The sequence below is a fragment of the Pseudomonas sp. SDO5522_S412 genome (assembly GCF_054071215.1).
In genome coordinates, this window is record NZ_JBSVWQ010000013.1 from 1 (window position 1) to 25100 (window position 25100).

At 62.7% G+C, this 25100-nt stretch carries 9 protein-coding genes; 4 read left to right on the top strand and 5 right to left on the bottom strand.

Going from position 1 to position 25100, the window contains the following annotated elements; genetic code table 11:
• The 5 genes from ACW9I6_RS05360 to ACW9I6_RS05380 form a co-directional block, all read right to left on the bottom strand.
• The coding region (locus ACW9I6_RS05360) for an amino acid adenylation domain-containing protein (RefSeq protein ID WP_457338999.1) at positions 1-8138 on the bottom strand (8138 nt) is incomplete at its 3' end.
• Between the two features lie 46 nt (positions 8139-8184).
• The gene (locus ACW9I6_RS05365; RefSeq protein ID WP_457339000.1) at positions 8185-11196 is read right to left on the bottom strand and encodes a non-ribosomal peptide synthetase; all 3012 of its coding nucleotides are present in this window, start codon (positions 11194-11196) and stop codon (positions 8185-8187) included.
• A 35-nt stretch (positions 11197-11231) separates the two neighbouring features.
• A complete protein-coding gene (locus tag ACW9I6_RS05370; RefSeq protein WP_087694514.1) occupies positions 11232-12278 on the bottom strand; it encodes a TauD/TfdA family dioxygenase in 1047 nt (348 codons plus the stop codon).
• 17 nt (positions 12279-12295) lie between these two features.
• Positions 12296-15667, bottom strand: a complete 3372-nt coding sequence (locus ACW9I6_RS05375; protein WP_106803963.1) for a condensation domain-containing protein — start codon at positions 15665-15667, stop codon at positions 12296-12298.
• Positions 15668-15675: 8 nt separating this feature from the next.
• Entirely contained in the window at positions 15676-16605 is a 930-nt protein-coding gene (locus ACW9I6_RS05380; protein ID WP_218231846.1) for a TauD/TfdA family dioxygenase, read from the bottom strand.
• 306 nt (positions 16606-16911) lie between these two features.
• On the opposite strand from ACW9I6_RS05380, the gene ACW9I6_RS05385 reads away from it, so the two are divergent.
• The 4 genes from ACW9I6_RS05385 (at position 16912) to ACW9I6_RS05400 (ending at position 24815) form a co-directional block, all read left to right on the top strand.
• Positions 16912-18972 (top strand): TonB-dependent receptor, encoded by a 2061-nt coding sequence (locus tag ACW9I6_RS05385; protein ID WP_087694511.1) that lies wholly within the window; start codon positions 16912-16914, stop codon positions 18970-18972.
• Between the two features lie 117 nt (positions 18973-19089).
• Positions 19090-20505 carry a diaminobutyrate--2-oxoglutarate transaminase gene (locus tag ACW9I6_RS05390; protein WP_087694510.1) on the top strand — a complete coding sequence of 472 codons (1416 nt, stop codon included), beginning with the start codon at positions 19090-19092 and terminating at the stop codon, positions 20503-20505.
• A gap of 64 nt (positions 20506-20569) precedes the next feature.
• The gene (locus tag ACW9I6_RS05395; protein WP_087694509.1) at positions 20570-21709 is read left to right on the top strand and encodes an efflux RND transporter periplasmic adaptor subunit; all 1140 of its coding nucleotides are present in this window, start codon (positions 20570-20572) and stop codon (positions 21707-21709) included.
• A gap of 1 nt (position 21710) precedes the next feature.
• Complete coding sequence (locus ACW9I6_RS05400) at positions 21711-24815, top strand: multidrug efflux RND transporter permease subunit (protein ID WP_457339001.1); 3105 nt, start codon at positions 21711-21713, stop codon at positions 24813-24815.
• The last annotated feature ends 285 nt before the right edge of the window (positions 24816-25100 follow it).

A 25100-nucleotide genomic window follows, 5' to 3' on the forward strand; every position in this document is an offset into this window, starting at 1 on the left:
GGTAAATGTGGCAGCCACTGTGATTGAGTCAGCGTCACCTGGGCATCGGCGTCGGTAATCAGGAACGCCAGGCGCGCGAGCGGCAACTCCGGATCCAGCGGCAACCATGCGGCCCCGGCGTGCACCACGCCGAGCAAAGCCACGACCATGTCGACGGAGCGTTCCATGCACACCGGCACGATCGACTCGCGACCGATGCCCGCCGCGCGCAGGGCTCGGGCAACGGTTTGTGCGCGTTGGTCCAGTTCGGCGTAGCTCAGGCGTTGGCCTTCGAACACCAGCGCGGGCGCGTTGGGCGTCAACGCGGCTTGCTGGCTCAGGGCCGTGTGCAAGTTCGTCGGGCCGGAATATTTGCGCTCGGTAGCGTTCCACGCCCATTGCTGTTGACGCTCTGCGACGGTCAACGGCGACCAGTCACTCAAACGCGTCTGTTGTGCTTGCAGCATGCTTTCGAGCAGGGCTTGCCATTGCGCCAGCCAGCGCTCGGCGGTGGCCTGGGTGAACAATGCGCTACGGTATTCGAGCAGTACCGACAGGACCTCGCCGTCATGCACTTCCCAGTTCAGGTCGAACTTGGTGGCGTCGGCCGTCACTGCGCGTTCGCTCACTTGCAGCTGCGGCCACTGGCTGGCAGTGGTGTTGGCGTTCTGCATCACGAACAACACTTGGAACAATGGCGTCTGGCCGAGACTGCGTTCTGGCGCCAGGTGTTCGACCACTTGATCAAACGGCACGTCCTGATGCTGTTGTGCATCCAGTACGGTGTCTCGTACCTGCTCGAGCAAACCGGAAAAATCCAGGCCCGGCGCCAGGTCGGTGCGCATCACCAGGGTGTTGACGAAGCAGCCGATCAGCGGTTGCAACTCGGCCAGTGGGCGCTGGGCTACCGGGCTGCCGAAACGTACGTCGCGCTGGTTTGCGTAGCGCCCCAGCAGCAGTTGCGCGGCGCTGAGCAGCAGCATGTACAGCGTGGCCCCGCGTTGATGTGCGAACTGGCGCAGACGGCCGCTCAGTTCCGCAGGCAGTTGCAAGTGGACGGAGCCGGCACGCGGGTCAAGCACAGGCGGGCGTGGCTGATCGGTGGGCAGTTCCAACTGGTAACTGCCGTCTTCCAGCTGGGTACGCCAGTAGTTCAATTGGCTGTCGAACAGCGCCTGCTGGGCCGGCTCGCGCTGCCAGAGCGCGTAATCCGGGTATTGCAACGCCAGCCCCGGCAGGTTGGCGACGTGGCCCTGGCATTCGGCGCTGTAGCACTGGGCGAGTTCGTCGAGCAGGTTATGGGTGGAAGCGTCGTCCGTCGCGCAATGGTGCAACGTCAGCACCAGCAACGCCTGGTGGTTGCGCGAAAGCAAGGTGGCGCGAATCGGCACCTCGTTGGCCAGGTCAAAGCGCTGCGCGGTGGCGGCCTGGATCGCCGCGTCGGTCAGCTGTTGCCAGCGTTCATCGCTGACGGTATCCCACCGCGCCAGGCCGAGCGTCAGCTCAACCTGCGGCTCAATCACCAACGCCAACTCACCTTCATCCTCACGCACGATGCGACTGCGCAGGATTTCATGGCGCTGGATCACCGTGTTCAAAGCCGATTGCAGCGCTTGCACATTCAACTCGCCGTCGAATTGCACGGCGCTGACCACGTTGTATTCGCTGGCGCCGCTCAGCTGTTCGAGGAACCACAGGCGCTGCTGTTCGAACGACAACGGCAAGTGCGCCGGGCGGGCCGCGGGTACAAAGGTCGCGGCAGGTGTTTGCAGCGGTTGCCCCAACAGCGCAGCCAAGGCCTGCAACGTCGGGTGTTCAAACACCGCGCGCAGCGGCGGGACCGTGGCGAATTGCTGACGCAGTCGGGCAAACAGCACTGCCGCCAGCAACGAATGGCCGCCCAGGTAAAAGAACTGGCTGTCACGCCCAATGGCGCCCAAGGGTACGTTCAGCAGCTCGGCCCACAAGGCCGCCAGCTGGCGCTCGGCGTCGGTGCGCGGCGGATCTTCGGCGTCCGGTTCGGCCTGGATATCCGGCGCGGGCAGGGCCTTGCGATTGAGTTTGCCGTTGTCGGTGAGCGGCAGTTCGTCCAGCACCACAAAGGCCGACGGCACCATGTAGTCGGGCAGCGCAGCGCCCAGGCTGTTGCGCCAGGCATTCACCTCGCAAGGTTGATCGCAAGTGACGTACGCCACCAGGCGCTTGTCGCCTGGCACGTCTTCACGGGCCAGTACCACGGCCTGGCGCACGCCAGGTTGTGCGCCGATCAAGGCTTCGATCTCGCCCAGCTCAACGCGGAAACCACGGATCTTTACTTGGTGATCCATGCGCCCGAGGTATTCCAGCTGGCCGTCGGGCAGCCAGCGCACCAAGTCTCCGGACTTGTACATCCGCGCCTGCGGCAGCGGCGAGAACGGGTCGTTGATAAACACCTTGGCGGTTTGTTCGGCGCGGTTGAGGTAACCCAGGGTCACCCCGGCGCCGCCGATATGCAGCTCGCCGGGCACACCGACAGGCATCGGATTCAAGAACGCGTCCAGCACATAGGTGCGTACGTTGGCGATGGGCCGACCAATGATCGGGCGTTGCGGGAAGTCGTCCACCGCACACCCGGTGGCATCCACGGTGCACTCGGTCGGGCCGTAGGTATTGAAAAAGCGGCTGCCGCTGATCGACGGCAGGCGTTGCCAGAGCTGTGCGTCTACCGCGTCGCCGCCGAACAGCACGAAGCGCGGCAGGTAGGTTTCACCGCGGCGCACGCCGTCGGTTTCGAGCAGGCTCTTGAGTTGCGCCGGGGTGCATTCGAATGCTTCCAGGCGAGTTTCCTGGAAGAACTGCGCCAGGGCGGCAGGGTCGTAGCGCACGTCTTCCGGGGTCAGGTACAGGCTGTGGCCGTCGAGCAGCAGAATCAATTCCGCCACCGAGCTATCAAAGGCGAAGGAATAGTTGAAGCTGGTGCGCATCGGCTGGTCGGTGTAGCGGCGATACAGGCCATGGATCCGCGCCCAGGCCAAGTTGACCACCGATTTTTGGGTGACCAGGGTGCCTTTGGGCTTACCGGTGGAACCCGAGGTGTACATGATGTAGGCCAGGTCATCCGGGCCTGCCAGCGGTGCAGGGTTGCTCTCGGGCTGCGAGGCGAACAGCGCGGCATCGGCGTCCAGGCGCAGGCGTGGCAAGTCGCTGCCCAACTGTTCGAGCAGGCCTTGCTGGCCGAGGAACAGCGCCGGTTGCGCATCGTCGAGCATGTAGGCCAGGCGATCAACCGGGTAGCTCGGGTCCAGCGGCACATAGGCGCCACCGGCCTTGAGAATGCCGAGCAGGCCGACCAACAACTCCAGCGAGCGCTCCACGCACAACGCCACCGGGCGATTGGCGACCACTCCTTGTCCGCGCAGGTAGTGTGCGACTCGGTTGGCGCGGCGGTTCAACTCGGCGTAGCTCAGGCATTGGCCTTCAAAACACAACGCATCGCGCTGCGGCGTGCGTTCGGCTTGTTGCTCAAACAACTGGGCGAACGTCAGGTGCTGCGGCACGTCCATCTCGGTGCGGTTCCACTCGACCACGGTGCGCTGCCATTCGGCCGGCATCAGCAGCGGCAGGGCCGCCACCGGGCGTTGTGGTTCGGCGAGCATCTGTTCCAGCAGGTGTTCCAGGCGAGCGAGTGTCTGGCGCGCGCTGTCCTGGGTGAACAGGTCCAGGGCAAACATCAGCTCCAGCTGAATCGGTGCGTTGGCCGGGCACAGTACGTGCAGGTCCAGGTCGCACTCGGAGTGTTTGAGCGGCGTATCCAGGGCTTCGAAGGCCAGCCCCGGGAACTGCAGGCGCGACTCCATGGCCAGTTGCTGCGCGACCATCACTTGATACAGCGGCGCATGACTGAGGCTGCGCGGCAGTTGCAGGCTGTCGACCAGTTGTTCGAACGGCAGGTCCTGATGTTGCAGGCCTTCGCGCAGTCGGGAGGCGACCTGAGCGACCACGGCGCTGAAATCGGCCTGTGCGGTGAAGTCCGCGCGGATCGCCAGGTTGTTCAGCAAAATTCCCAACAGACCTTCGGTACCGGGTTGTTCGCGGTGGGTGACCGGTGTGCCGATCAACACGGTGGCGTCGCCGCTCAAACGGTGCATCAGCACCGCAAAACCTGCGAACAGCACGCTGAACGGCGTGGTGCCCAAGCGGCTGGCGAGGGTTTGCACGCGGCCACTCAAGTCGGCACTCAGTTCGCGTTGCACCAGGCCGGCGCGATAGCTCTGCACTGACGGCCGAGGATGGTCGGTGGGCAGGGCCAGCAGCGGGCTGGCGTCACTGTCGCGACGCTCAAGAGTGTGGGTCCAGTAATCGAGTTGGCGCTTGAGTTCAGCACCTTGCAGATGCTCCCGTTGCCACAGGGCAAAATCCGCGTATTGCAGCGGCAAGACCGGCAATTGCGCGGCTGCACCATTGCAGCGGGCTTGATACCCCAAGGCCAGTTCGCGCAGGGCGATGGTGGCCGACCAAGCGTCGGAGACCAGGTGATGCAGCGCGATGCCCAGCACATGTTCGTCCGGCGCGACCTTCAACAGGCGGGCGCGCAACAGCGGCGGTGCGGTCAGGTCGAAGGGCTGTTCAAAGGTAGCTTGCAGTGCGTTGAACTGCGCGCCCTCACGGGCTGTTGCGCCTAAGCCGGAAAAGTCTTCAAACGGGAGCGCAAAGTCCAGGGCTTCGCTGATGTGCTGGCTCGGTACGCCATCCACGCTGCGGATGCCGGTGCGCAGGATTTCATGGCGCACCAGCAAGTCATTCAGGCTGGCGTGCAGTGCTGCAACGTCGAGTTGACCCTTGAGGTGCAGGGCAAACGGGATATTGAACAGCGTGGTGCCGGGCGTCAGTTGCTCGATAAACCACAGGCGTTGTTGCGAGAACGACAGCGGCAACAACGCCGGGCGTGCCTTGGCATGCGGTGTGTCGAGGACGGCGGTCTGCGGTGCAGCGGCTCTTGCCTCACGCTCAGCGATGGCCACGGCCAGCAGCGCGACGGTCGGCTGTTCGAACAGTACACGCAGCGGCAGGTCAAGTTTGAACTGGCTGCGCAAGCGCGCGACGATCTGGGTCGCCAGCAACGAGTGGCCACCAAGGGTGAAGAAGTTGTCTTCCACGCCGACGCTGTCGCGGCCGAGCACCTCGGCCCAAGTCCGGGCGATGGCGGCTTCGCGCTCGTTACGTGGCGCGAGACTTTCACGGGTGCCAGCCTGCCAGTTCAATTGCAGCGCGGCCAAGGCTTTGCGGTCGACCTTGCCGTTGTTGTTCAACGGCAAGCGTTCCATGCATTCGAACGCTGCCGGTACCATGTACGGCGGCAGTTGGGCGCGCAGGTGTTCGCTCAGGCCGGTGCTGCCCAGTGTGTCGTCATGGGCCGACCAGTAGGCCACCAGCCAGGCTTCGCCTACGTTGTTCTCGCGCAGCAATACCGCGGCTTCACGCACGTTGGGGTGTTGGGCCAGGCGGTGTTCAATTTCGGTCAGTTCGATGCGATGGCCGCGCAGTTTCACTTGTTGGTCGCGACGGCCGAGGTACTCGATCACACCGTCGGCACGCCAGCGGCCGAGGTCGCCGGTGCGGTACAGGCGACCCTCGATTTGTGGGTGTTGGATGAACGCTTCGGCGGTGCGCTGCGGATCATGCAGGTAACCCCGGCCGACACCCACGCCGCCGACGCAGATCTCCCCGACCACGCCAATCGGCACCGGGCGCAAGGCCTCATCCATCACGTACAGGCGGTTGTTGGCCGTGGGTTGGCCGATGGGCATGTGGCTGACGTTGGCGTGCGGAGCTTCGGTAATCGGCTGGAATGCCACGTCGTCGGCGCACTCGGCCGGGCCGTAGGCGTTCATCAGCGCGATGTCCGGGAAGCGCGCGAACCAGTCGCGCGCCACGGTCGGCGGCAGCGCTTCCCCCGTGGGCAGCACCCAGCGCAGGTCGGGTAACTGCAAGTCGCACGGGCTTAGCGCGAGCAGGGTGCGCATCAGGCTTGGGACGATTTCCAGCACGTTGAGCCGTTCGCTGGCGAGCACTTGCAGCAGGCGTTGCGGGTCGTGGGCCACTTCATCCGGCAAGATATGCACGGTGGCGCCCAGGACCGGTGCGGCGAGGAATTGCCACACGGAAATATCGAAGGCCACCGAAGCCGTCTGTGGAATGCGGTCGTTGGCGCTGAGCCCCAGGGCCGGGACTTTACCGAAGATGTTATTGAGCATGCCGCGTTGCTCGATCATCACGCCCTTGGGCATACCGGTCGAGCCCGAGGTAAACAGCACGTAGGCCAGGCTGGCCGGGCCGCCGGCCAGCGCCAGTGGTGTGTCGTTGGGTGAGTTCCAGGCAGCCTCGGCGAACAGTGCCGTGGGCGCGTGGTCGAGGCCGCTGAGCAGTTGATCGAGCAGGCCACTGCAACCTTCACTCGCCACCAGCAGCGGGGCGCGGGAGAGGTTGAGGATCTCGCGCAGGCGCTCCGGCGGGTGATTGACCTCCAGCGGCAGCATCGCGGCGCCGGCCTTGAACACGGCGAGCATGCTTGTCAACAACGCCAGGCCTCGGGGGGCGACCAGCGCGACCAACTGATCCTCTGCGGCACCGGCTGCAATCAGCGCATGGGCCAGGCGCGTGGAGCGCTGATCCAGCTCTGCATAGGTCAGGGATTCACCGGCGCAGATCGCGGCGATCTGATCGCCACGCTTGGCAACCTGGGCGGCAAACAGTTCGGCGTAGCTTTTATCCAACGGAAAATCGTGGGGGTTGAGTGCCCACTCGCCGAGCAATTGCTGGCGCTCGTCTGCGGCCAGCAGCTCGAAGCTGCCCAACGGCGCTTCAGGCGCGGCCAGCATGCCGCGCACCAGGCTGGCCAGGTGGCCGAGCAGGCGCTGCACCGTTTCCGCTTCAAACCGTTCGCGGTCGTAGGACACGCGAATGCCCAGTTGCTCGCCGGGCAGAATCACTACGGTCAAGCCGTAGTGGGTGTGCACGCTGTGGTCCATGCCGTCGAGGCTGAACTCAAAACCGCCGTCCAGAATCTGTTCATCGATCGGCGCGTTTTCAAACACCAGGATGCTGTCAAACAAGGTTTCGCCACGGGGGAAGTCGCTCCAACCCTGAATGTCGGTCAGCGGCGTGTGCTCGTAGTCGCGCATCTCGACGTTCAGTCCCTGCAACGCGCTGAGCCAGTCGCCCAGCGTCGCCTGCGGATCGACGCTGACCCGCAGTGGCAGGGTGTTGATGAACAGGCCAATCATCTCGGCGACGCCGGTCAACTCAGCGGGACGCCCCGCCACGGTAACGCCGAAGACCACGTCACGCTGACCGCTGTAGCGTGACAACAGCAATGACCAGACACCCTGGAAAAACGTATTGGGGGTGATCCGGCGGTGACGGCAGAAGGTCGCCAGGGCCTGGGTTTCGTCCTCGCTCAGATGGATCAACTGGTCGGCCACCAGCACCGCGTCGGTGTAGCGGTCGCGGCTCACGCCGTTGTCAACGGTCAGCGGCGTTGGTGCGTTGAGCCCGCGCAACTGACCGCGCCAGAACTGCTCGGCTTTGCCTGCGTCCTGGCGTTGCAGCCATTGAATGTAGTCACGAAACGGGCGTGGGCTTTTGATCTGTGGCGTACGGTCGTTGCACAGCGCCTCGTAGACCTTGAGAAAGTCCACGGTCACCAGGGAAATGCACCAGGCATCCATCAAGATATGGTGAAAGCTGCGAATGAACTCATAGGACTCATCCGCCAGGCGCACCAGGCGGAAGCGAATCAGCGGTGGCTTGGACAGGTTGAAGCCGATTTTCTGCTCATCTTCGAGCACACCGCGAATCCGCGCTTCCTGCTCATGGGGCGCCAGGCCGCGCAAATCGAGGGTGTCCAGCGGCACCTTGACCTCGCGGTGAATCACCTGCACCGGTTGCTTCTGGGTTTTCCACTGGAAGCTGGCACGTAGCGAGGGGTGCAATGCCACGACTTGACGCCAGGACTCAAGGAATGCGCCTTCATCAATGGCCCCACCGATGCGGTAGCGATCCTGCATCAAATAAACGCCGGAGTCTTCATGCAGCAGGGAGTGGAACAACATCCCCTGTTGCAGCGGTGACAGCGGGTAGACATCTTCGATCGGATTGCTGGTGGTCTTGTCGGTGGTCATTCAAAACGTCCTGCAGAAAAAGGGGCAACGGCGATACGCGCGGCGGTTACAGGTCGGCGTCGTTGAGCTCGGCCATCAACGCGTTAAGCTCGTCTTGCGACATGCCGGAGGCACTGAACTCGGCACTTTCGGGTTCGACGTGACGGGCCTCCAGCGGCTGCGCGACGTCGGCCATGGCCGCGATGGTCTGATGTTCGAATACATGCTTGGCCGACAGGGCAACACCTTGTTCGTGGGCCTGGGCCACCACTTGCAGGCTAAGGATTGAGTCGCCGCCCATGGCAAAGAAACTCTCGGTGACACTGACGTTGTCGAGCTTCAAGACCTTGGCGACGATGGCGTGTAGCGTGGTTTCCATTGGCGTACGCGGGGCGACATAGGCGCTGTGGTCGAACTGGTCCGGGTCGGGCAGCTGGCGGGCATCGAGTTTGCCGTTGGGGGTACGGGGGAAGGCTGATAATGTCAGCACCCGCGTTGGCACCATGTACGCCGGCAGTCGCTCGCCGAGGTAGCGCTTGAGTGCTTCCGAATCCGGCGCGTAGCCATGGGCGGCGAGGACGTAGGCGACCAGGCGCTTGCCCGCGGGCTGGTCCTGCACGATCACAGCGGCTTCGCGCACGTCACTATGGCTGCACAATTGACGCTCGATCTCGCCGAGTTCAATGCGATAGCCGCGCAACTTGACCTGGTGGTCCTTGCGCCCCAGGAACGCCAGGCGCCCGTCGGCGAGCCAGCACGCCAGGTCACCTGTGCGGTAGGCGCGGGTACCGTCGGCCAGGGTGACAAAAGCCTTGGCGGTTTCCTCAGGCTTATTGCGATAACCGCGGGCCAGGGTCGGGCCAGCGAGCACGATTTCACCCGGTTCACCGATGGCGCTGACGATGTCGTGTTCATTCAAGACGCGCAGGTCCATGCCGGCAATCGGGCGGCCGATGGTTAATGCGCGGTCGGGGCTGAGCACATCGTAAGTCGCCCACACGGTCGCCTCAGTGGGACCGTATTCGTTGACCAACAGCGCGTGGGGCAGGGTGTTGCTGTGCTGGGCGATCAGGTGTGGCGGGCAGGCTTCACCGGCGACGATCCAGCATTGCAGGCTGGCAACGCTGCTAAGTTGATCCAGCAGCGCTTGATACAACGAGGGCAACGACAGGCCGTGGCTGACGCGGTGCTGGGCGATCAAGTGCGCCAGGCGAGGCATGTCCAGTTCTTCGCCGGGTGCCGGCAATACCAGGCGGCCACCTTGGGCGAGGGTCCAGAAGATACCGGCCACGGAGCTGTCGAAGGCAAACGAGGACAGCAACAGGTATGCGCTCATGGGCGCCTCATACGCCGCCATGCGTACCTGGGTGGAATAGCTCAAGGCCGCGTGAGTGATTTCGACGGCTTTCGGTGCGCCGGTGGAGCCGGAGGTGTAGATCAGGTACGCGAGGCTGTCGGCGCGGGGTAGCGGCAATGGCGGCAGGGTGTTGGAGGCGTGCAGGTCGTCCAGCACAAAGCTTTGCAGGCCGAATGGGACGCTGTCGGCCAACTCCGGGCTGACGACGATGTGCGCGATGGCACTGTCGGCGAGCATGTAGGCGCGGCGGTCCAGCGGGTAGCTCGGATCGATCGGCACATAAGCGCCACCGGCCTTCAACACGGCAAGCATGGCGACAATCGCGGCGTTGCTGCGTGGGAACAGAATACCGACCGGCACACCGGCACCGATGCCGGCAGCGAACAGTTGGTGTGCCAAGTGTGCAGAGCTTGCTTCCAGTTGCGCGTAGCTCAACTCGCCGTGCTGGTCGCTGAGGGCGATGGCTGTTGGCTGTTGCTGCACTTGGCGAGCAATCAGTTCTACCAGGGTCACCGCTTCAATCACCGGCGATTGCGCCTGGCTGGCGATGATGTGCGCTTGCTGCGGCCCGCTCATGGACAGGTGCGCCCAGGGTTGTTGCGGTGCGGCCAGAGCCGATTGCAGTAACTGCGCCCATTGCTCGGCCATACAAGCGGCAACCTCGTGGCTTAGCAGGTTGCGATCGTAGATGAGCTGTGCGTCGAGCTGGTCGGCGCCTTGGTGGACTTGCAGGCACGCCTTGGCCGGGTTCATCACCGCGCTGGCGTCGCGTTGGCGCGCATCACTGGCTCGCCAGGCGTAGGCATAACCGCCCTTCAACTCGTGGGTGTAATAGTCCTGCCAGCCTGCGGCATGCTCGATCACGGCGTTGATCTGGCGGCTTTGTTCCAGCAAGGTCGCCTGGGCTTGCAGATCGATGCGCACGGGCAGGGTTTGCTCGAACAGGCCCAAGGCGCTGTCGAGTTCCGGGCCGCGACTGGCATGGATCAGGGTGATCGGCACCTGCTGTTGGCCAGACAGACGACCGAGCAGCACGGCCCAGGCCGCCAGCATCAGCTCGCAAGTCAATGCCGGGTGGACGGGCAGGTTGATGTCGATACGTTCCGGGCTGAAGCCACCGGAACGGGGTGTTTCCAGCGACAGCTGCAAGCTGGGCTGTTCGCTGTCAGCCGAAGGCTTCCAGAACAGCGCGCCGGGGTGCTCGGGCTCGTCTTCGGCAAGGCTCCAGCGCCACTCGGCGTAATCGGCGTATTGCAGGGTTTCGGACAGGTCCGGCGGGGTGTCTTGCAGCAGGGCAATTGCCAGCAGTTTCAGGCTGGTGAGGTCAAGATGACTGCTCGCTGCGGCCAGGTGCAGTACGTGCCCCTCGGTCAACTGCACCAGCGTTACGGTCAGTGGCGCAACCCAGTCAAGGGTGGTCAGGGCAACGCGCTGGTCTGCCGGGCTGAGGTGGCGCAGGTCCTTGGTCGCGACGGTCAGCGCGGCCTCGTCATGAATCACTTGCACCGGGTGGCGCAGGCCGGGCACCGGTGTCAGTTGTGTACGCAGGATCTCGCTGCCGCTGGCCATTGCTTGCAGGCGCTGGGTGAGGGTGTCGGCGTCTACCGCCTGGTCGATCGTCCATTGCAGTTGGCAACTGAACGTGTGTTCGGGTGCGTCGTTGAGGTGCGGGTAGAGCGACGCCTGTTGCGGTGAGATTCGAAAGCCTTGAAGTCCGTTCATGTTCAACTCAACTGCAAAAAAGGGGTGGATAGCGGTCAGACAGCCACGTCGCTGGACAGCAAGGCCTCGGCCATGCCGGTCATGATTGCGCGGTTGCCGGTAAAGGGTTCACGACCGTGCACCGCGAGCATGTTGTCGATAAACAGCACGTCGCCTTGTTGCCAGGAGAAACGCACCAGTGAATCCAGGTAGGCGGCGCGCAGCGACTCCAGCACCTCTGGCTCGATCGGTGCGCCGTCGCCATAGAAGGTGTTGGTCGGCAGGTCGAGGTCGTTGAAGTTGCTTTGCAGCGAATCGCGCAGGGCCGGCGGCAGGGTGCTGATGTGAAAAAAGGTCGCGTGGTTGAACCAGACCTCTTCGCCGGTACGCGGGTGACGCACCACCGCCGGGCCGCGTTGGCGGGTGCGCAGGCGGTTGTTTTCTTTCCATTCCACTTCGATGCCGACGCTGGCGCAGTAGGCTTCGACTTCGCTGCGGTCGGCGGACTGGAACACGCTTTGCCACGGCAGGCCGAAACCGTCGCCGTAATTGCGCACGTAGAGCACGCCTTTTTCACGAAAGCGCGCTTCGATGTCGGCGCTGATCCTGGCCTTGACCGCGCGGGTTGAGCCGATCGGCGTTTCACCACCGGTCTCGGACGGCAGTTGGCAATAAAAGAACAGCCGCAGCGGGAAACGCGGCGAATAGGAATGTTCGTTATGCGGGAAAATCATCTGGTCGGCCGGGTAGTCGGTCGAGGTATAGATATTGCCGCCGACCCGCGTACGCGGTGAGGCGCGGAACATGTATTCCAGCGCGCCGGGCGACAGCGCAGCGATGACCTGATCGAAGTGTTCCACCGATGCGACGTCGAAACCGCGGAACAGCAGGGCGCCGTATTGCAGCAGTTTCTGTTCCAGGGCTTCGCGTTCGCCGGTGGCCCAGGCCACCAGGTCGACACCGTTGACTGCCGGCTCGATGACCAGCGGCAAGGCGTGATCGGGGCTGAGCAGGCGCTCGCTGACCAGTTGCTGGGGAGCGACGTTCATGGCTTTGCGGCGCACACCCCCCAGTGTGCGTGCGGCTGGGGGCACGATAGGCATACAAGCATCCACCTTGATCAAAGGGTCAGTGAGCGACGTTTGGTTTGCAGCAACTGGCTGCGACCGGCGAGGGCTTGGGATTGCTGGCGTTCATTGCGCAAAGCCTGATCCCAGGTGTCGATGCGTTGGGCCAATGCAGTCAGCGGCTCATCCAGCAGGTCGCGAGCTTCGTCGAGCAGGCGCGTCCACAAGTGTTGCAGGCGTTCGGCGCGTGCCTGATCGAAGTATTCCCCGCGGTATTTGAGCGTGGCGTCGATGCCGTGGCTGGCATGCACCAAGTCGAGCACCAAATGGAAGTCTCCCGGCGCCTGCGCGACGTCCACAGCCGTCAGCTGCGCCCCGGCAAGAGTGGTTGGCTCGACTCGCGAAGGTTGATAGTTGAGCTTGACCTGGAACAGCGGTGAATGGCCGGGGCGGCGTGTTGGCGCCAGCGCCGCGACGACCAGATCGAACGGCAGGTCTTGGTGGGCATACGCCAGGCGGGTCTGATCACGCACGTGCGCGAAAAAATCGGCCAGCGTGCCGTCCTCGCCGACCTCGCAGCGCAGGGTCAACTGGTTGACGAAGAAACCGATCATCTCGTTGTGCGCGGCCAGCGGGCGGCCGCTCACATCCGTACCCAGCAGGAAACGTTGCTGGCCGCTCAATTGCTTGAGCACCAGTTGATAGCTCGCCAATAGCAGCATGAACAGCGTCATGCCCTGTTCACGGGCGACACCGGCCAGGGTGTCGCATGTGGCTTGGGGCAGGCTGAAATTCACGCTGTGTTCGGTGTGTGTGGTGCCGCTGCCGCCCAGCTCCAGGGTTTGCGGCATATCGGCCAGGTGTTCGCGCCAGAAGTCCTGGTGGGTAGCGATGCGTTGAGCTGTCCAGTGCGCGGCTTCCCAGCGGGCGAATTCGAGGTACTGCTGCGGTGCGTCATCGGTGGCCTGAGTCGACAATTCAGCCAGTAGCAGTTGCGCGGAACGGCCATCGAAGGCGATGTGGTGCAGGGTCAGCAGCAGATCGTGCTGGTGATCGTGGCTGATCAGGTGGGCGCGCAGCAGTGGGCCTTGCTTGAGGTCGATCGGGGTCGCGTGCTCCTGGGCCAGGCAGTCCGCTAGATGATCGTGGAGGATCAACGGCACGTTGCTGGCCGCCAGCACCTGTTGCTGCGGGCCATCAACGCTATCGTGGTAGATCGTGCGCAGCACGCTGTGGCGCTCGACCAGGGCACTGAGCCGTTGCGACAACAGCGCCTTATCCAATGGGCCGTGCAGCTTCAGTTGCAATACCAGGTTGTGGTGGGTGTCCTGCGGGTTCAATTGATGCAGGAACCACAGGCGGCGCTGGGCGAAGGATTGGCGGCTATGGTGAGTAGTCGCGTCTGATTCGGGGCTGGCAATGGGCATTGGCGTGCCGAGGTACACCCGCAGCGCCTGCGCCCATTCGGCCAGGCTTTGTTCGCCGAACAGGCTCTGGGTGTCGAGGTTCCAACCCAGGTCGCGGTAAAGGCGGGCGGCAAAATCGGCGATGCCGATGGAGTCCAGCCCCAATCCGATCAGGCTGAGTTCAACGTCGACCGTGAGGTACGGATTGACCTCGTGCAAGACCTGCTCCAACCACTGACGGCAGGCAGACAGGCTCGGTTGCTCACGCAATTGCTCGGCCTCGATCCGTTCCACCGGCGCGCTTGCTTGCCCGCCGCTCTGGGCGATGATGCTCAAGGTGCCGGCCGCCAGTTGGCTACGTGCGCCTTGACGGGCGATCTTGCCGCTGGTGGTCATCGGAATGGTGCCGGCTTGCACCAGCACAATCTGGTCGATACCGCAGTCGGCCGCTTCACGCACGGCGGTTTGCATCGACGCGAACAGCGCCGGGTGATGCGCCGGGTCAACGAACTTGCGCTGCGGTTCGGCAACGATCACTAGTTTCTCGCGGCCCAGCAGCGGGTCCATCTGCGAGAAGGCGGCGATGCGCCCGGTGCGGATGCCCGGCTCGCTGTCAGTGATCGCAAACTCGATATCGTGGGGGTAAAGGTTGCGACCGTTGAGTATCAGCAGGTCTTTGAGGCGCCCGCAGATGACGATCTGACCTTCATGCATGAAACCCAGGTCACCGGAGCGCAGGTAATGGCCGGGTTCACCGACTATTTGCGCCTCAAACGCGTAGCGGCTGGCTTCGGGGTTTTTCCAGTAGGCCTCGGCGTTGCTCGGGCCTTGCAGCCAGACTTCACCGATGCGGTCCGCGGCGCAGCGTTCGTGGGTGTTCGGGTCCGCGATGGCGACAGCGTGAAGCGCTTGCGGGTAGCCACAGGCGACAAATTCAACCGCAGCAGCGTCGCCGGACGCCAGGGTGACCTGGCCGGTTTCCAGTACGCTTTTGTCCAGGCGCAACACCACCGGCAGCTTGTTCGCAGGTGTTGCGCTGACGCACAACGTGGCTTCGGCCTGGCCGTAACCGGGGCTGATGGCCAAGGGGTTGAGACCGCACGCGGCAAAGCGTTGGGTGAAGGCGTCGAGCGTGCCGGGGTGGATCGGTTCGGCGCCGTTGATTGCATGCTGCCAGGCGCTCAAATCGAGCTGGGCGATAAGGTTGTCGCTGACGACGCGGTGACACAGGGCATAGGCAAAGTTCGGCGCGAAACTCGCGGTCGCGCGGTAGCGGCTCAAGGCCTGCAGCCAGGTGGACGGTGCATTCACGAAGGTTTGCGAGGCCATCAGGTAGCACGGCATGCCGCTGTAGAGCGGGGCGAGTACGCCGCCGATCAGGCCCATGTCGTGGTACAGCGGCAGCCAGTTGACCATGGCGCCGTGCTCATCGAAACCGTAGGCCTGGCGCATCAATTCGACGTTGGCGATCAGGTTGCGCTGGCGCACTTCGACGCCTTTGGGCGTGCCGGTCGAGCCCGAGGTGTATTGCAGGAACGCGACGGTAGCGCCATTGACCGACGGCCGTTGCCACTGGCTGGGCGCCGGTGTGCCGAGGTCTTTGACGGTCAACACCTCGACGCGGTTTTCCACCAGTTCGCGCAGACTGTCGCAATGTTCCAGCGGCGTGAGGATCAGCGCTGGCTGCGCGTCGATCACCACATTGCGCACACGGTCCAGATGCCGCGGTTTACGCGACGGCGGCGGGAACAACGGCACGGCGATCAGCCCGGCATATAAGCAAGCGCAGAACGCTCGGGCGTAGTCGAGGCTGCTGGGCAGCATCAACAGCACGCGGTCGCCTGGGCTGCAACGCGCCTGCAAGGCGGCGGCCAGGGATTGCGACTGCTCGTGCAATTGGGCAAACGTCAGGGTTTCGCCGATCTCGACGCCGTCGGGCAGGAAGTGCAAGGCAGCACGCTGTGGGAAGTGCAGGGCGTTAGCCTCCAGCACTTCGATCCAGTGATTGAATGCAAACATGGTGGGATTTACGCCATGGCCACGATGACTTTACGGTCACCGGTATAAGGATTGCGCCCGTGGGCGACCAGTCGGTTGTCGAGCATCAGGATGTCGCCGGGCTCCCAGGGGAAGCTGACGGCGGTCTGGTCATAGACCGCACGCACCGTATCGAGCATCGCATCGGGGATCGCCGAGCCGTCACCGAAATACACATGGCGCGGCAGGTTCTCTTCACCGACGGCCGCCAGCAGGCTGGCACGCACACCGGGTTCAATGGCCGAGACGTGGAACAGGTGCGCCTGATTGAACCAGACCCACTCACCGGTCTCGGGGTGCTGCAGCACGGCGGCGCAGCGCTGGCGGGTGCGCAGGTCGCCGTCAGCTTTCCATTCCCACTCGATGTTGTTGTCCTGGCAGTAGCGCTCGACCTGGGCGCGGTCTTCGGTGTTGAACACCTTTTGCCAGGGCAGATCGAGGGCGCCGCTGTAATTGCGCACATAGAGCAGCTCACGGCTGGCGAACGCTTCGCGAATCTCGGCCGGCATGCGCTGGTAGATCAGGCGGCTATCGCAAATCGGCGTTTCGCCGCCGGTTTCACTGGCCTTGATGCAGTGGAACCAGATGCGCGCAGGCCAGGGCCGGGTATAGGCCTGTTCGTTGTGCAGGGGGATGAATTGGTGAGCCGGGTATTCCGTCGAACTGTAGACCCCGGCGAACACTTTGCTGCGCGGGGTGGAGCCGAATTCGTAGCTGGCCAATGGCGCGCCGAAGCTGGCGGCGAAACGCTTGAAGTCGATGGGCGTGGCGACATTGAAGCCGCGAAACAGCACACCGCCCGCCGTACGCAAGCTGTCGTCGAGGCTGTCGCGGATCGACTGTTCGAGCGCATGGATCGACTGGCCCGGGCTGGCTTGCACGCGCCTTGGCAGAACGGCTGCGCCAGGGGCTTGATCCATGATTGAAACAGGCTCCGAACGTCCGTTCGGGTGTTCGATTGAAGTCATCCTTTGCACATCCTGTTTGTTTTTTTTGGCTCTGTAGCGACGTGACAGCAGGCCGTGAAAACTGGGCAGTGGCCTCGATGAAGCTTTGCAACGAAATGCTTATATCTCGTTACATGTGGTCATACTAGGTGTTAATGAGATGGATTATCAATACTATTCCTTTAATATTTTTTTTCGTCTAGACTCCGGCCCCGCTGGGGAAAAACAGCGATTTGCCAACGGATAAAAATACAAATAACTGCGGTAGGGGAGCGGGGCGTGAATTACAAAATTAATACACTTGCGTTGGCGGTAGGGTCTGCTATGTGCCTGTTGAACAGTGCATGGGCGGAGGATCAAACCTCGGCGGTGGAGATTGCGCCGATCACCGTCACTGGTGAAAAAATCAACCGCACACTTGAGCAGACCCAGTCGAGCGTCGCCGTTGTGACGGAACAGCAACTGCGCGACAAAGCCGATCACAACCTGATCGACGTGTTTGCCCGTACACCGGGTGTGTACAACCAGGCGGGCAACGAAAACTGGGGTATCCGTGGTGTGCCGGTGTCCGGTTTCGATGACCAGGGCCCGGCGACGCTGAACGGCGCAGTGTCGGTGTATGTCGATGGCGCGCAACAACCCAACCGTGCGTTGACGCTAAGCCCGATCGGCCTGTGGGACACGGAGCAGGTCGAGGTTTTCCTTGGCCCGCAGTCCACCACCCAAGGTCGCAACTCCCTGGCTGGTGCGGTAGTAATTCAGACCAAGAACCCGACCTTTGAACCGTCCTTCTCCGCCCAAACCAACATCGGCAACTACGGTGAACGCGGCGTGGCCGTGGCTGGCGGTGGCTCGATCGTCGACGACAAGATCGCCGGCCGTATCGCCATCGACACTCAGGACGGCGACGGTTATATCCGCAACACCACTAACCACGACGATGCCAACCCGCACCGCACCAGCAACTACCGCGGCAAGTTGTTGATCACGCCGAACGATGACACTGACGTGCTGCTGACCTACGCGCACAACGAACACCGCCAGGGCGACAACTCGATCACCCGCATCGGCGACAAGGTCCAGTATTACAAGATTGCCTCGAACACCAAGGCCTACGACAACCTTAACCAGGATACGGTGAGCGCGAAGATCGACTGGCGCCTCAACGAGGCCTGGACGCTGACCAACCTGACCACTTACACCCATTCGTCCTATACGGCGCGCAAGGACTTCGACCAGACCGCCACGGTGAATAACGAAATCCTGCGTAACCAGGCCGGCGACATGTTCAGCCAGGAACTGCGTTTGGGCTATACGTCCGACACCATCCGCAGTTTCGGCGGTGTGTACTACGGCCGTACCACCAACAGCTTCCACGACCGCCTGCTGTTCAATAACGTTCAGCGCGGCGCCGCCAAGGGCGATGTCGATATCAACAACGCCGCGTTGTTCGGTGAAGTGGACTGGGATTTCGCGCCGAACTGGACCCTGATCACCGGCCTGCGCTACGACTACGAAACCAACGATACCGACATCGAGCAGGATGACTTCTCCAGCCCTGGCAAGGTCAAGAAGACCTTCCACGCGCTGTTGCCGAAACTGGGCGTCGACTATCAATTCATCCCCGACCAGTACGTCGGTTTCATGGTGCAGAAAGGCTACCGTGGGGGTGGCGTCAACGTGCGAGCCGGTGGCGGTCACCAGGCTTACGATCCGGAATACACCACCAACTACGAGCTGTCGTACCGGGGTTCGTTCCTCGAGAAGAGCCTGCGCGCACGTGCCAACCTGTACTACACCGACTGGAAAGACCAGCAGGTCAGCGTGCTTGACCCGTCGGGTGATTTCTTCCTCGTCTACAACGCCGGTCGCAGTGACATCAAGGGCCTGGAAGTCAGCGTCGAGAAAGACTTCGGTGAGCAGTTGACCTTGAACATCGGCGGTGCCATCACCGACGCCAAGTACAAGGACTTCAATACCGGTGACGGCCTTGACCGCAGCGGCCAGCCGTTCCTGTACTCGCCGAAATACAAGATGTCTGTGGGCGGTACCTACCGTTGGAACGATCGCTTGACCCTCAACACCGACCTCACTTACCAGAGCACCGCGCCGTCTGACTTCGAATTTGACGCCAACGGCAACGTGAGCAAAGTGCGCCGCAGTGACAACTACGTCCTGACCAACTTCAGCACCGAGTACAAGGTGACCAAGAACGTCGCCGTGTCCGGCTACCTGAAAAACGCCTTCGGCAAGGAATACGTCACCAGCAACCGCATCGGCGACATCATCGATGTGGGCGCCCCGCGCACATTCGGCCTGGTACTGCGTTACGACATGTAAGTCGATGGGCGCAGGGGTGCGCATTCCCTGCGTCTGGTTTCAAGACTTTTGCTGCCTGGCGCGTTCGTGTCCAGGCAGCGCTGCTTGCTTCCAAACCCAGCCTCCATGGAGGACCTCATGAACGCTTTTTCGAATGCCACAACCGGTGGTGCGCAACAGCTACGCCTGTTGCACACTGGGCTGTCCCAACCTTACTGCCTGGACCTGACGCCGATACTCGAGCGCCAGCAACAGCAAGAATCCAACGCCCGCAGCTACCCACGACGCATCCCGCTGGTGCTTGAACGCGCCCATGGGATTTACGTACAGGACAGTCGCGGGCAAGTGTTTGTCGATTGCCTGGCGGGTGCCGGAACCCTGGCGCTGGGCCACAATCACCCGGTGATTATCGAAGCAATCACACAACTGATGGCCGCCGGTGTGCCGATGCACACGCTGGACCTGATGACGCCGGTCAAGGACGCTTTCGTTCAGGAAGTCTTCGGCTGCCTGCCGCCCGACTTTGCACGCAATGCCCGCATCCAGTTTTGCGGCCCCAGTGGGGCCGATGCGGTGGAAGCTGCACTCAAATTGACGCGCACCGCGACCGGGCGCCATTCGGTGCTGGCCTTCGAAGGCGCCTATCACGGCATGACCCTCGGCACCTTGGCCATCAGCGGCAACCTGTCCCCAAAAAATGCCCTCGGCGCGTTGATGCCGGGCGTGCAACGCCTACCGTACCCGCATGATTACCGCTGTCCGTTTGGTGTCGCCGGCGATCAAGGCGTGACCCTGAATGTGCGCTACCTGGAACACCTGCTCAACGACCCGGAAAGCGGCGTCACCTTACCGGCCGCGATGATTCTTGAGCCGATCCAGGGCGAAGGTGGGGTGATTGCCGCGCCGGATCGCTGGTTGCAGGAACTGCGACGCTTGACCCGCGCCCACGGTATCCCGCTGATTGTCGACGAAATCCAATGCGGCATTGCTCGCAGTGGCCGTATGTTCGGCTTCGAGCAATCGGGCATTACCCCGGATGTGATCACCCTGTCCAAGGCCATCGGTGGTGGCTTGCCGTTATCGGTCATGGTCTATAACGATTCGCTGGATGTCTGGCAGCCCGGCGCGCACGCCGGCACCTTCCGTGGCAATCAGTTGGCGATGGCGGCCGGTACGGCGACCTTGCGCTTCATTCGCGACAATGACCTGGTGGCGCACGCCGAGACCGTCGGCGCGCACTTGCGCAAACACTTGCAGGCGCTGCAGAGTGAATTCGCCTGGGTCGGTGACGTTCGCGGTCGCGGCCTGATGCTCGGCATGGAAATCGTCGACCCGCACGGGGTATCTGATGTACAAGGGCACCCACCGGTGGACACTGCGCGGGCCAAGGCTTTCCAGCAAGCGTGCCTCAAGCATGGGTTGATCGTCGAGCTGGGTGGGCGTCATGGAGCAACGGTGCGCTTCCTGCCGCCGTTGATCATCACCGAGCAAGAAATCGATTTTGTTGCGCAAATCCTGTTCCAGGCTGCCCACGCGATCACCACGCGGCCCTGATCGAGCCATGCCCGGTGCCTGCCAAGGGAATGGAAGGGCGCATTTTTCAGCGAAAGGACGACACATGCACAAGGCTGTATCGACACTGCTGTTTGCTGCGCTGACCCTGGGCGGCTGCGATGTTAGGCCGCTGCCCGTTGCTTCCAAGACGCTGCCGCCGCAGGTCAAGACCCTGACCGTACAACCCCGCGCCTTCGCCATGACTGCCGAATTACCGGGCCGCATTGAGCCGGTGCGCGTCGCAGAAGTGCGCGCACGGGTCGCCGGGGTGGTGCTGGCGCGGCATTTTGTCGAAGGCAGTGACGTCAAGGCGGGCCAGTTGCTGTTCAGCATCGACCCGGCGCCGCTCAAGGCCAAGTTAATGCGAGTTGAAGGTGACCTGGCCAGGGCCGAGGCGGATGTCTATCGCGCCAACGCCCATGTGCAGCGCTATACGCAACTGGTCGAGATCAATGCGGTCAGCCCGCAATTATTTGATGACGCGATGGCCGATCTCAAACGCGCCAAGGCCGACCGCCTGGCCGCAGAGGCCGACCGGGCCACCGCGCAACTCAATTTGGACTACTGCCAGGTGCGTGCGTCGATCAGTGGCCGCATAGGCCGTGCGCTGGTCAGCGAAGGCGCACTGGTCGGCCAGGACGAGGCCACACAGATGGCACGGATTCAACAACTGGACCCGATCTACGCCGACTTCACCCAGCCCGCCGAACAGGTCGTGGCGCTGCGCCAAGCCGTCGCCAACGGCCGCCTGGTGTTGACCGGGGAGGGCGCGGCCCAGGTCTCGTTGCAGGTCGGCAACCCGATGCAGACCCGCGCGGGCAAGCTGTTGTTCTCAGATATCTCCGTAGACCGCAGTACCGGCCAAGTCACTTTGCGCGGTGAGTTTCCCAACCCCGATAACGTGCTGCTGCCTGGCATGTACGTCAGGGTAGTGGCACCGGCCGGGGTGGACCCACAGGCGATGTTCGTGCCGCAGCAGGCGGTGCAGCGCGGCACTGACGGGCAGGCCCGGCTGATGCTGGTCGACGCCCAAGGCGTGGTGCAGGAGCGCATCGTCAGCACCGGCGCGATGCTCGGTCCCGACTGGCAGATCACTCAAGGCCTGAAGGCAGGTGAGCGGGTGGTGGTGGAGCGGGTCGACAAGCTCAGCGCCGGTAGCAAGGTCAGCGTTGTTGCTCTGGCTGCGCGACAGGCCGCAGACTGAGATGGCCGACTTCTTCATTGATCGTCCGAATTTCGCCTGGGTCATCGCGTTGTTTGTCGTGCTGGCGGGTGCGCTGACGCTCGGCCGTTTGCCCGTCAGCCAATACCCCGACGTTGCGCCGCCACAAATCAGCGTCAGTGCCAGCTACCCGGGTGCCTCGGCGCAGATCATCAACCTCAACGTCACCAGCCTGCTGGAAGAAGAACTCAACGGCCTGCCTGACTTGCTGTACTACGAGTCCACCAGTGCCAATGGCAGTGCAGACACCACCGTCACCTTTAAACCGGGCACTGACCCGGACCGCGCGCAGATTGATGTGCAAAACCGTTTGCAACGGGTGGTGGGGCGCTTGCCCCAAGCGGTGATCGAGCAGGGCTTGAAAGTCGAGCAGGTGCGCGCCAACTTTCTGATGATTTATGCCCTTTCGTACACCGACGAACAGCAGGATTCGGTCGGCCTGGCCGATTTTGCTGCCCGCGCAGTGAATAACGAAATTCGTCGTGTGGCCGGCGTCGGCCGCGTGCAGATGTATACCGCCGAGCGCGCCATGCGTATTTGGGTCGACCCGGCGAAGCTGGTGGGTTATGGCCTGTCGATGGCGGATGTGAGCAAAGCCATCGCGGCGCAGAACGTTCAGGTGCCGGCCGGCAGCATGGGTGAACGCCCGGGGCCGGTGGACCAGCAGATTACCGCTACCGTCATGGTTCAGGGCCAGTTGGAGTCGGTGGAGGCGTTTGGCAATATTGTGCTGCGTGCCAATGACGACGGCGCCAGTGTGCGAATTCACGATGTGGCGCGGGTGGAACTGGGGCGCCAGGACTACCGCTTCGATGCCCGTCTGAACGGCAAGCCCGTGGCGGCCATGTCGGTGCAACTCGCGCCGGGTGGCAATGCGTTGCAGACCGCGCAGGCAGTCAAGGCGCGTCTGGACCACCTGTCGAGCACCCTGCCGAGCAACATGCGCTTTAGCGTGCCGTACGATACGGCGCCCTTTGTCCAGGCCGCGATCAAGCAGGTCGTCTACACCTTGATCGAAGCCATGGTGCTGGTATTCCTGGTGATGTGGCTGTTCTTGCAAAAGCTGCGCTACACCTTGATTCCGGCGGTGGTCGTGCCGGTATGCCTGTCGGGCACGCTCGCAGTAATGGGGGTGTTGGGCTTTTCCATCAATATGATGACCCTGTTCGGCATGGTCCTGGCCATCGGCATGCTGGTGGACGACGCCATTGTCGTGGTGGAAAACGTCGAGCGCTTGATCAACCAGGAGCGCCTGTCACCCCAAGACGCGACCCGCAAGGCCATGGGCCAGATCAGCGGCGCCATTGTTGGCATTACACTGGTGCTCTCAACGGTATTTTTGCCACTGGCCTTCATGGGCGGTTCGGTGGGCGTGATCTACCAGCAGTTCGCCCTGGTATTGTCGGTATCGATTCTTTTCTCCGGGTTCCTCGCGCTGACCCTGACGCCGGCGCTCTGTGCGGCATTGCTCAAGCCTTTTGATCCGGCACAGCGGCTGAATGGGTTCAACCGACACTTTGACAGGTTGACTGCACACTATGAGCGCATCGCCGGCAGCTGGGTGCAGCGGGGCACTCGCAGCGTGTGTCTGTACCTGTTGTTGCTGGCGGTGCTGGTGTTTGCCTACCACCGCTTGCCATCCTCCTTCATTCCCAGTGAGGACCAGGGCTACACCGTCACCGATATCCAGTTGCCTCCAGCGGCCTCCGCAGCGCGTACCGAAGTGACGGTGAACGCGTGGGAGCAATATGCCCTGGCACAACCGGCCACCCAACAGGTGCTGAGCATTCTGGGCTTCAGCTTTTCCGGCGAGGGAGCCAATGCCGCCTTGTCGTATATCAGCCTCAAGGACTGGTCGGTTCGCGGGGCCGACCAGGCCAGTCGCGCCGTGGCACAGCGCGCAACCCAGGCCTTTGAAGAGGTCAGCGACGGCACCGTATTTAGCACGGTGCCGCCGGCGGTCGATGGTCTTGGTACGTCTGCCGGCTTCGAACTGCGCCTGCAAGACCTGACCGGTCACAGTCACGCCGAGCTGCTGGGCGCCCGCGCGCAACTGCTCGCTGCCGCAAAAGAGTCCCCGGTGATCGGCAGCCTGCGCGATGAAGGCCTGTCGGACGCGCCGCAGATAAAAGTCGACATCGACCGGGAAAAAGCCGAGGCCCTTGGTGTGAGTTTCGATGTGGTCAGCGCTGCGTTATCGGCGGCCCTCGGTTCACAGCAAATCAACGAATTTGCCAACCAGGGGCGTATGCAGCGCGTGATTGTCCAAGCTGACGGCGGTAGCCGCCAGACACCCGAAGCGCTGCTGCGCCTGCAAGTGCTCAACCGGCAGAACACGCTGGTGCCCCTCGAAGCCTTCAGCCGTTTTGAATGGCAAGTCGGCCCGCTGCAGATCGTGCGTTACAACGGCTCGCAATCGCTGCGCTTTACCGGTGACGCCGCGGCTGGCTACAGCACCGGCCAGGCCATGCAGGTATTGCAGAACATCGCGGAGCAACTGCCGGGCGGTTTCAGCCTGGAGTGGGCCGGGCTGTCGCTGCAGGAGCAACAATCCGGTGCCCAGGTGCCGCTGTTGATGGGATTATCACTGTTGACGGTCCTGCTGGTACTGGTGGCCTTGTATGAAAGCTGGGCGATACCGTTTGCCGTGCTGTTGATCGTACCGGTTGGCGTGCTGGGGTCAGTGGCGGCCGTCACCATCATGGGCATGCCCAATGACGTCTATTTCAAGGTGGGTTTGATTACCATCATCGGCCTGTCGGCGAAGAACGCGATACTCATTGTCGAGTTTGCCAAAGAGCTGCACGCCCAAGGCGCACGTCTTGCAGATGCGTCGGTCCAGGCTGCACGCCTGCGCTTTCGCCCGATCATCATGACATCACTGGCATTTATCCTGGGCGTAGTGCCGCTGGCGCTCGCCACCGGGCCGGGCGCCGCCAGCCAGCAATCGATTGGAACTGGGGTGATTGGCGGAATGCTCGCGGCGACAGTGCTGGGCGTGTTGTGGGTGCCAGTGCTATTTGTAACGGTGATGGCGGTTTCTCAAAGACTCTCGGGGTCGCCAAAAAACATTTGGACTGGGCTCTAGGATGGGATTTTTAGCTCGAAAAATCTAAAATATGCCCCCAGTTTTGCCCCCATTCACAGCGGGTGTGCGAGCGATCGCGAATGGCGATTTCTGACACGGACTTCGGTGGCCGTGGCTGGTATTCAGTGCGCCTCCGTATCTGGCCAGTTCGTGGTCGTTTGGTAAAGGGACAGGTGCTGTGAGTGGATAGCCTACTCCGACTTTTTTGGGCCGCCTTCGGGATGTCTGGCTTTCTACCGTTGGGCACGATAAAACGCCAACCCAATCGAGCGTGATGAAAAGGTC